This is a genomic window from Staphylococcus sp. HMSC62B09, from assembly GCF_001839115.1.
Taxonomy (GTDB): domain Bacteria; phylum Bacillota; class Bacilli; order Staphylococcales; family Staphylococcaceae; genus Staphylococcus; species Staphylococcus haemolyticus.
Genome location: NZ_KV840092.1, coordinates 1 through 7,620 on the forward strand (window position 1 = coordinate 1; position 7,620 = coordinate 7,620).

The 7,620-nt window shown below is 32.5% G+C and carries 9 protein-coding genes; 6 read left to right on the forward strand and 3 right to left on the reverse strand.

What is annotated here, in order from left to right:
- Positions 1-182 precede the first annotated feature (182 nt).
- Positions 183-524, forward strand: a complete 342-nt coding sequence (locus tag HMPREF3265_RS01630) for a YuzB family protein (RefSeq protein WP_011276654.1) — start codon at positions 183-185, stop codon at positions 522-524.
- Positions 525-654: 130 nt separating this feature from the next.
- Here the strand turns inward: HMPREF3265_RS01630 and HMPREF3265_RS01635 are convergent, their stop codons facing one another.
- The 3 genes from HMPREF3265_RS01635 to hypR all read right to left on the reverse strand — a co-directional run bounded on the left by HMPREF3265_RS01635 (position 655) and on the right by hypR (position 2,839).
- Complete coding sequence (locus HMPREF3265_RS01635) at positions 655-858, reverse strand: cold-shock protein (RefSeq protein WP_049426256.1); 204 nt, start codon at positions 856-858, stop codon at positions 655-657.
- A 231-nt stretch (positions 859-1,089) separates the two neighbouring features.
- Entirely contained in the window at positions 1,090-2,412 is a 1,323-nt protein-coding gene (gene merA, locus HMPREF3265_RS01640) for a hypothiocyanous acid reductase MerA (protein ID WP_070860910.1), read from the reverse strand.
- A gap of 13 nt (positions 2,413-2,425) precedes the next feature.
- Positions 2,426-2,839, reverse strand: coding sequence for a redox-sensitive transcriptional regulator HypR (hypR, locus tag HMPREF3265_RS01645; protein ID WP_070860911.1), 414 nt, complete (start codon positions 2,837-2,839; stop codon positions 2,426-2,428).
- Positions 2,840-2,968: 129 nt separating this feature from the next.
- Between hypR and HMPREF3265_RS01650 the strand changes: the two genes are divergently transcribed.
- From HMPREF3265_RS01650 to HMPREF3265_RS01670, 5 genes are all read left to right on the forward strand, one after another.
- Positions 2,969-3,904 carry an aldo/keto reductase gene (locus HMPREF3265_RS01650; RefSeq protein ID WP_070860912.1) on the forward strand — a complete coding sequence of 312 codons (936 nt, stop codon included), beginning with the start codon at positions 2,969-2,971 and terminating at the stop codon, positions 3,902-3,904.
- 245 nt (positions 3,905-4,149) lie between these two features.
- A complete protein-coding gene (locus HMPREF3265_RS01655) occupies positions 4,150-4,686 on the forward strand; it encodes a flavodoxin family protein (protein ID WP_070860913.1) in 537 nt (178 codons plus the stop codon).
- A 115-nt stretch (positions 4,687-4,801) separates the two neighbouring features.
- Positions 4,802-5,278, forward strand: coding sequence for a GNAT family N-acetyltransferase (locus tag HMPREF3265_RS01660; RefSeq protein WP_070860914.1), 477 nt, complete (start codon positions 4,802-4,804; stop codon positions 5,276-5,278).
- Between the two features lie 19 nt (positions 5,279-5,297).
- Complete coding sequence (locus HMPREF3265_RS01665) at positions 5,298-6,614, forward strand: HD domain-containing protein (protein WP_176746614.1); 1,317 nt, start codon at positions 5,298-5,300, stop codon at positions 6,612-6,614.
- Positions 6,615-6,654: 40 nt separating this feature from the next.
- Entirely contained in the window at positions 6,655-7,191 is a 537-nt protein-coding gene (locus tag HMPREF3265_RS01670) for a YwhD family protein (RefSeq protein WP_176746615.1), read from the forward strand.
- Positions 7,192-7,620 lie beyond the last annotated feature (429 nt).

Sequence of the window (7,620 nt, forward strand, 5' to 3'; positions counted from 1 at the left end):
TTTTAGTCATCAGTCCAATTTATTATAGAGCCCTTTTTTGTTATGGCTGAGAAAGACTTTTAATGATAGGCTTGAATTTTCTTGTAAAAGGAGTAAAATAATTAGAGTTAAATTCATTGATTCGTATTAATATGCTTCAATATTTAGGATAGAAACGACAATATAGAAAGGTAGGTGGCAAGGTGAAAAATAAATTTTTAATATGTGATGAATGTCAGGCGGTAAATATCAAAACTTTGAAAAGAAAATTAGAAAAATTAGATCCAGAAGCAGAAATTGAAATCGGCTGTCAATCTTATTGTGGCCCTGGACGTCGAAAAACGTTTGCCTTCGTAAATAATCGACCACTTGCTGCGCTTACTGAAGACGAATTGTTAGAAAAAGTCACAGCTCAGCTAAAAAAACCAAGAGATCCGGAAGAAGAAGAACGACTAAGAAAGCGTAATGAGGAACGTAAACGCCGTAAAGAAGAACAAGATCGAAAGCTAAAAGAGAAATTAGCTAAACGTAAGGCGATAAAATAGAGGAATTAAGTTATATTATAAACTTAAGCTATGAGTGTATTCTAACCTGAATATTGTCGTAGCTTTTTTATTGTAATAAAAAAAGCACTTAGAAGACATTTATCTTCTAAGCGCTTAACTAGGTCTAATCCTATGACATTACAACAACGTTAGTTGCTTGTTCGCCACGTTGACCTTCAGTAATATCGAAGTCAACTTTTTGACCTTCTTCTAAAGTTTTGTAACCTTCACCAGCGATACCGCTGAAGTGTACGAATACGTCACTTCCGTCTTCTCTTTCGATGAAACCAAAACCTTTTTCTGCGTTAAACCATTTTACTGTACCGTTATTCATATAGAATACCTCCATGTGCTTTTGCACGAATATTTGTAACAAATTCATTTATAAAAAAGAGAGTATTCTAGACAAACACACTACATTTAAATTCACGAGCTTTTATTACGTTAGATTAACTATAACTGTTATTTATTAATAAGTAAAGCTTTTTATTTTTAAAAATATTGATAAGTTGAATTTATATCTTTTGAAGTACTAGTATACAGTATTTTAATAAATAAAAAATTTTTAAATATTAAACAAATCATTAAAGGATTCTACTATAGTTGGGTGGGTATAAATAGTATCCCTTAGAACTTGGTAAGGTATATGTTGATCAATTGCTAACTTAATTAAATTAATAATTTCTTCTGATTCTTTGCCATAAAGTGTAGCACCTAAAATCAAATCAGTATCTTTATCGATAATAACTTTGAAAATGCCGCGAGCGTCATTATTAATCTTATGTCTCGGAATTTGAGCGACAAGTAATGTATTTTCAATATAATTATAGCCTTGAGATTGAGCTTCTTTAGCTGTTAAACCTACTCGAGAAAATGGTGGATCAATAAAGACAGTGTAAGGAATTGTACCACGGTTAAGTGTAGTACGCGATTGGTCACCATATAGTGTAGATTTTAGAATTCTAAAGTCGTCCAGAGAGATATACGTGAATTGTAGTCCGCCTTTGACATCTCCAACAGCATAAATATGTTCGACTGAAGTTTGAAGATGCTCATTCACTTTGATTTCACCACGTTCACCAAGTTCAACATCAGTTTGTTCAAGCGCTAAATCAGTATTAGGTATACGACCTGTAGCTATCAATACAGCGTCAGCTGAGAAATTGCCTTTAGAAGTTACAATTGTCGTTTGGTTGTTTTTATTTTTAAATTCTAGCGTTTCTGCATTTGTGACAAAGGTAATCTCTTTGTCCTCTAAATCTTTAATTGCATGTGCAACCACATCTTGATCTTCACGTGGCATGATATGTTCGCCGCGTTCTATAACTGTGACTTTTGAGCCGAAATTAGCAAACATTGAAGCAAATTCTAGGGCGATATAGCCACCACCGATGATTACTAAATGCTTAGGTTGATATGAAATATTCAATAAACCTTGTGAATCAAATAAATGTTTAGCACTTTCGATACCCGGGATAGATGGAATATTCGATTTTGCGCCTGTATTAATAACAATGCTATCCGCAGTTAAAGTATGTACAATAGCACCATCCTCGTCTAGTAGATTAACTTCAGTATTAGATTTGAATTGCGCTTTGTAATTGAATACTTCAATGTTTGTATCATTTGCTAAGTTATTATAGTTTTTCTTATTTAGTGCGCTGACTACGTCTTTTTTTCTTGAAAAGGCAGTGTCAAAATCGATGCTTTCAATCCCATCATGTACGAGTACTTTAGAGGGTATACAGCCGTGGTTTATGCATGTGCCTCCAAAGTTGTCTGAGGATTGTTCTACTAAAGCGACGTGTTGACCTTGTGATGCCACGTACTTGGCAAGTGTTTTTCCTGCTTTACCGAAACCAATAACTAATAAATTAAAATGTGTCATTTGATGTGTCCTCCTAAAGTGTATCTTTAATTACGTCGTTAATTGTCAAGTTACGATAAAAGTTGAGCGCTAGTGCAGTTTCTTGCTCTTTGTATTTATTCATAGTGGTTGCGATATTTCTAGAGATTGTACAATGGCTTTCTTCGCTACCAGTAAAAATACGTTGTGTTGGTAATTTATCTAACACGAAAAGTTGATACAGTGTATCTAAAGTGATGGTTGGAGTGTGCGCATTAGCTCGATAGCCACCACCTTTTCCACGAATTGAATCTATATATTGTTGATTATTAAGTGTAGTGGTAACGCGCCTTAGTTGCACAGGATTAAGACAGGTAAGTTCTGCTAAATCCTGGCTATTGAATTGTTCTTCGGAATGCTTAGTAAGAAAGCTTAGCACGTGTACTGCAATGTTGAATTCTAAATTCATAATATACCGCCTTTAATGTAACTTGATTAGTTACATTAAAATACATTACTCATCAAAAGTCAATATGAATGTCATAATAAAAAATGGGTAAACTATAAGTAGTTATATAGAATAAAGGAGCGATTATAGATGGCAGATTTAGTACAATTAGGTAAATCAGATGTTCACGTATTTCCAATTGCATTAGGTACAAACGCAGTAGGTGGTCACAATTTATACCCAAATTTAGATGAAGAACAGGGTAAAGATGTTGTACGTAAAGCAATTGACAACGGTATTACGTTACTAGATACAGCTTATATTTATGGACCCGAACGTTCTGAAGAATTAGTTGGCCAAGTAGTTCAAGAGTATCCTCGTGAACAAGTTCAAATTGCAACGAAAGGTTCACATGTTATTAAAGAAAATGATGAAGTCGTACAAAATAATAATCCAGATTATTTAAAACAGCAAGTTGAGAATAGCTTGAAACGCCTTCAAGTAGATTATATTGATTTATACTACATTCATTTTCCGGATGAAAATACTCCAAAAGATAAAGCAGTTGCTGCATTAAAAGAACTTAAAGATGAAGGCAAGATTAAAGCAATTGGCGTGTCTAACTTCTCATTAGAACAACTTAAGGAAGCGAATAAAGATGGTTATGTCGATGTAGTGCAATTAGAGTACAACTTATTACATCGAGAAAATGAAGAAGTCATGAAATATGCAGCTGAAAATAATATTACATTTATACCATACTTCCCATTAGCATCAGGCATCTTAGCTGGTAAGTATGAGGAAAATCAAACGTTTGATGATCATCGTGCACCTCGCCGTGATTTCCAACCGGAAGTATTTAATGATAATGTTCGGCGAGTGAAACAATTACAAGGCATTGCGGAAGCTCATAACACATCTATTGCTAATGTGGTTCTAGCATTCTACTTAACGCGTCCAGCGTTAGATGTGGTGATTCCTGGTGCGAAACGTGCTGAACAAGTTGTGCAAAATATTGAAGCGGCAAATATTCAATTAACAGATGATGAACTGAACAAAATTGATGAATTATTTCCGATTGAATAAAATAAGTTAAGGTAAAATTAAATAAAGTAATTGATGCTCTTACACCGTTTATATGTGTGTAAGAGTTTTTTATAACTGAAATAAATAGTAATTATTCTTTTTTATTTTTTAAAATACACATATATTACGTGAAATAAGGGTACTAGGCAAATATGTAAAATATTAAGTAAGTATGAAGTGTTTATGTTGTTAACAATGAAAAAGGAAATAGTTTTTTTAATATAAATTAAAAGAGAGTGATAAAAATGATTACAGTTTTATTTGGAGGAAGTCGTCCAGAGGGGAATACAGCACAACTTACTAAGTTAGCAGTTGAGGGATTAGATTATAAATGGATTGACTTAACCGATTATCAATTCAATCCTGTAAGAGACTTTCGTCACGATAATAGAGATATTACAAGCTATAACGATGATTATAAACAGATCATTGATCAAGTTTTAGAAAGTGATACGGTCATATTTGCATCACCGGTGTATTGGTATAGTGTTTCTGCATCTTTAAAGGCATTTATCGATCATTGGTCTGAAACTTTAATAGACAACAACTACAAGGACTTTAAAGAAAAAATGGCAAAGAAAGATTTTCGACTTATTTTAGTTGGTGGAGATTGCCCTAAAGTGAAAGCTAAGCCAGGTATTACTCAAATGAAATATACATTAGATTTTATTGGTGCTGAACTTAATGGATATATAATTGGTACCGCTGAACGTCCAGGTGATATTTCGAAAGATACGTTTGCACTAGAAAGAGCTAAAGAATGGAATGAAACATTAGCGTAAGCCTAATTCAAAAGTATATTAAACTACGCCGATAAATATTCTATATTAAGCGATTGTATAAGTACTGTGATATAATTTCATTATTAATTCCATAGTAAAGTCAGGAGAATCAAGTATGTTTAAAGTCAGAGAAGCTACACCAAATGACGTCGTAGCAATTAGAGATGTTGCTACTAAGGCATGGTATAACACATATTTAAATATTTATGCAGCATCAACAATAAATGAGTTACTAGCTGCTTCTTATAATGAGCAACATTTAAAGAAACGTTTAGATGAACAACTATTTTTAGTAGCCGAAGATAATGATGAAATTATTGGCTTTGCTAATTTCATTTATGGTAAAGAATTGTATTTGTCTGCGCATTATGTACATCCAGAATCCCAACATAAAGGTTATGGTTCTAGTTTACTTAAGAAAGGATTAGAACAATTTGACGGTAAATATGATGCAGTATTTTTAGAAGTTGATAATAAAAATAAAGATGCAATTCAATACTATCAAAATAATGATTTTGAAATCGTACGTTCTTATCAACCAGAAATGTATGGAGAACAAATGGATTTAGCTTTAATGAAGAGAAGTATATAAACGCTATGACTATACTGTAATGAGAGGAAGGATTTATTTGACGCAAACACCTTATGTTGAACAGAAATTAGCTGAAGAGAAGGTATTCAAAGACCCTATTCATAAATATATTCACGTCAAAGATCAACTTATTTGGGATCTTATTAAGACAAAAGAGTTTCAACGTTTACGTCGTATTAAGCAACTAGGTACATTATATCTTTCTTTTCATACTGCAGAGCATAGTCGTTTTGGCCATTCTTTAGGTGTATATGAAATCGTGCGACGCATGATTGACGAATCATTTGTGGGACGAGACGCTTGGAACAATGAAGATAGACCATTGGCATTATGTGCAGCATTATTACATGATTTAGGTCATGGTCCATTTTCACATAGTTTTGAAAAGATATTCAATACAGACCATGAAGCCTTTACGCAAGCAATTATTACTGGACCTACTGAAGTTAATAAAGTTTTAAGTCGCGTATCGAGTACTTTTCCTAAAGAAGTTGCAGAAGTAATTAACAAAACGCATCAAAATAAACTTGTAATTTCTATGATTTCATCGCAAATTGATGCTGATCGAATGGACTATTTACAAAGAGATGCTTATTTTACGGGCGTCTCTTATGGCACATTTGATATGGAACGTATTTTACGTTTAATGAGACCATCTAAAGATGAAGTTCTTATTAAAGAGAGTGGAATGCATGCCGTTGAGAACTTTATAATGAGTCGCTATCAAATGTATTGGCAAATATACTTTCATCCGGTTAGTAGAGGTGGAGAAGTATTGTTAAATAATTGTTTGAAACGTGTTAAACAATTGTACAATGAGGGGTACCATTTTAAGATGTACCCAGAAGATTTTGTTCCTTTTTTTGAAGAGAAGGTTACAATTGAGCAATACGTTGATTTAGATGAAGTCGTCGTACTTTATTATTTGAAGAAATGGATACAAGAAGATGATGCAATTCTCAGTGATTTAGCACGTCGTTTTATAAATAGAGACTTATTTAAATATATTCCATTTGATGGTTCAATTATTACTATTACTGAGCTACAAGAGTTGTTCATAGAAGGTAATATTGATCCGAACTATTATTTTGTTAGTGAGGCTTTCTCTGATTTACCATATGATTATGATCGACCTGGTTCTAATAGACAACCAATACATTTATTAAGACGTAATGGTAGTATTAGAGAAATTAGTAGTCAATCACTCGTTATTTCAAGTATTACAGGTATTAATCGTGAAGATTATAAATTATACTATCCTAAAGAAATGATTCTTAATATTGAGAATCCACAAACTAAGGGTTCTATTATTAATCTACTTAATGAATTGAATTAAGCCATTGAAACTTTAATATATAACGCATAATATAGAGACTATGAATTCAAGTTTTTCGGAGGTGTCATGTGTGTCTGAGAACAAAGGTTTTAAATTTAATATTATCAAGAATGACCCGCTTGATGGACATAAAGGGACGAATATAGGCTCAATTAGTTTAGATAATATTGCACCAGTATTTATAGATGTTGCAAATAAAGAGGCGTTTATAGATATAGGTGGTATGCATGCACGTGCTCAAGTTGAAAAAGGTGTTAAATGGATAAATGACAAATCGGAAGTTGAAGGCGAAGAAGCTAAAGAATATTGGCTTTGCTGGGTGACTACTGAACGTAGTGAGAGTGGCCCATATTATGCTGGTGTTACTGCATGTTATTTATTAGTTAACAAAAGTATACGACGTGGTTATAAAAGTATGCCTGAACATGTTAATATGATGGATAAATCTATGAAACATAAAATTATCATTGACCACATTGGTGAGGAAAATAAAAAAGTTTTAGCAGGCTTTTTAAAATCTCATAATGAAGAGATGTGGAATAATTCTAGTGAGGAATTATTCAAAGCTTTTGAATAATATAAACAGTATTAGGAGTAGGACACTACGCTTAAAATAGCCAGTAAGTGCATTTGTATAAATACACTTACTGGCTTATTTAATTTCAATAGTATTAAAATCTTTTGTTCCAATCAAATCTGGCTATGAATACTCAGTAATTATTTTAAAGGTTCACCAATATGATATTCACTATCTATCATGCTCATTACGATTCTGTTGCAAAGTTAAAATTATATGCACATCTATACAAAACTATAAAAGCAAATATTGTTTTAACAGTAAAGCGTTTTGTTAGTATTAATTATTTTTCGCTTTTCAGTATAAATATTACATGATTTTTAACTTTGCAACAGAACCCTCTTATTTTATGCCATAACTTCTGATAATCATCGATTATGTAAATTATGATTAAAAAAAGAGTTCGGGACATAAAGTATCTGGATAAGT

What these genes read in the sequence shown, in the direction of transcription:
- HMPREF3265_RS01635 (WP_049426256.1), bottom strand. Translation starts at nt 858, where the DNA reads ATGAATAACGGTACAGTAAAATGGTTTAACGCAGAAAAAGGTTTTGGT.
- merA (WP_070860910.1), bottom strand. Translation starts at nt 2,412, where the DNA reads ATGACACATTTTAATTTATTAGTTATTGGTTTCGGTAAAGCAGGAAAA.
- hypR (WP_070860911.1), bottom strand. Translation starts at nt 2,839, where the DNA reads ATGAATTTAGAATTCAACATTGCAGTACACGTGCTAAGCTTTCTTACT.
- HMPREF3265_RS01650 (WP_070860912.1), top strand. Translation starts at nt 2,969, where the DNA reads ATGGCAGATTTAGTACAATTAGGTAAATCAGATGTTCACGTATTTCCA.
- HMPREF3265_RS01655 (WP_070860913.1), top strand. Translation starts at nt 4,150, where the DNA reads ATGATTACAGTTTTATTTGGAGGAAGTCGTCCAGAGGGGAATACAGCA.
- HMPREF3265_RS01660 (WP_070860914.1), top strand. Translation starts at nt 4,802, where the DNA reads ATGTTTAAAGTCAGAGAAGCTACACCAAATGACGTCGTAGCAATTAGA.
- HMPREF3265_RS01665 (WP_176746614.1), top strand. Translation starts at nt 5,298, where the DNA reads ATGAGAGGAAGGATTTATTTGACGCAAACACCTTATGTTGAACAGAAA.
- HMPREF3265_RS01670 (WP_176746615.1), top strand. Translation starts at nt 6,655, where the DNA reads ATGAATTCAAGTTTTTCGGAGGTGTCATGTGTGTCTGAGAACAAAGGT.